2 protein-coding genes (1 of these 2 cut by a window edge) are annotated in these 1,561 nt (G+C 44.7%); both read right to left on the bottom strand.

The features are described from left to right. Positions 1-1,554 (bottom strand): DUF4430 domain-containing protein (locus tag HF974_11905; GenBank protein MBC2699013.1); only part of this gene is annotated, 1,554 nt, incomplete at its 3' end. Beyond that, on the bottom strand, positions 1,544-1,561 hold the 3' end of the coding sequence (locus tag HF974_11910) for a DUF4430 domain-containing protein (GenBank protein ID MBC2699014.1). 1,017 nt of this gene lie beyond the right edge of the window; only the last 18 of its 1,035 coding nucleotides appear in the window; its start codon lies beyond the right edge, outside the window; the stop codon is at positions 1,544-1,546. The genes HF974_11905 and HF974_11910, both read right to left, overlap by 11 nt.

Below are 1,561 nucleotides of genomic sequence, written 5' to 3' on the forward strand. Positions count from 1 at the left end.
TATCTCCAATGAGCCTGCTGTGTTATTGACATTCCAGTCCTGCACAATAAGAGCATTTTCATCTCCTGAGGTTACATCAATTACCTGAATTACTGATGGATCAAATGTAACATTGACATTACCTGAACCCAGGCCAGTCACATTTTTAACCATTACTGATGTAAATGCATAGCCGTTTGGCGCTGCTGTAACATCTTCAACCAGTACGACTGGAAGTGTGGGAACAGGTGGTGTTGCTGTATAGTTTACCGTTTCATAGACGGTATTACCAGCTGCATCACTTGCTGAGATGTTCACAGTGTGGGTCCCGTTGATAGCTGTTATGGTTCCCTCCCAGGTATCATCTCCATCAGCATTACTTAGAGGCTCACCGTCAGCTGTGACAGCTGTTACTCCGACATTATCCGTAGCATTTACGGTGACCGTAATATTATCACCGGTATTCGGATCAGTCGGGTCCAGTGTAACTGAGTTGATCACTGGTGTTATATTATCAGCAAGTGGTGGTGGTGCTGTATAGTTTGCTGTTTCGTCATAGACGGTATTACCAGCTGCATCACTGGCTGAGATGTTCACAGTATGGGTTCCTTCAATAGCTGTTATGGTTCCCTCCCAGGTATCATCTCCACCAGCGTTGCTTAGAGACACACCGTCAGCTGTTACAGCTGTTACTCCGACATTATCCGTAGCATTTACAGTGACTGTAATATTATCACCGGTATTTGGATCAGTCGGGTACAGTGTAACTGAGTTGATCACTGGTGCTGTGTTATCAGCAGGGGGTGTTGCTGTATAGTTTGCTGTTTCGTCATAGACGGTATTAGCAGCTGCATCACTTGCTGAGATGTTCACAGTGTGGGTTCCTTCAATAGCTGTTATGGTTCCCTCCCAGGTATCATCTCCATCAGCGTTACTTAGAGACACACCGTCAGCTGTTACAGCTGTTACTCCAACATTATCCGTAGCATTTACGGTGACTGTAATATTATCACCGGTATTCGGATCAGTTGGGTCCAGTGTAACTGAGTTGATCACTGGTGCTATAGTATCCACAAGGAAGTCTTGTGTTGCAGAACCAACATTTCCATCTGAATTATTTGCATAGACCGTTACAGTATGCTGACCATCTGGGAGTTCCGGTAACGTGACAGTTAAATTATCTGTATTAGATCCTCCTGTTACGGCAGCTCCATCATCAATAACATACCACGTTAAAGCAGCTATCTGATCAAATGTTGCATGCAATAGGGGCGTACTGTCCTTAGTTATTGCTTGAGGGGAATGTATGGTCACAGCGATGAGGTCAGGGGATGTGACTGTAACATTGATATCCACGAGCATTGATGAATTTGCTGGTGTCATATCCATACTGCTGCTCCAATACCATGTAACAACATCTCCATCCTCAAGCACGAATTGGTCTGCACCAATCCCAGGCATCGGATCTTCCGGATAGTTCACCCAGTACATCCAACCATTATAGCCTTCGCTTGCTATGTCTGCAATAGAATCAACAAACAGAGAATCCCAACTTGCATACCAATCATCGTTCACTGTGTAG

This window comes from ANME-2 cluster archaeon (genome assembly GCA_014237145.1).
In the GTDB taxonomy this organism is placed as follows: Archaea; Halobacteriota; Methanosarcinia; order Methanosarcinales; family Methanocomedenaceae; genus Methanocomedens_A.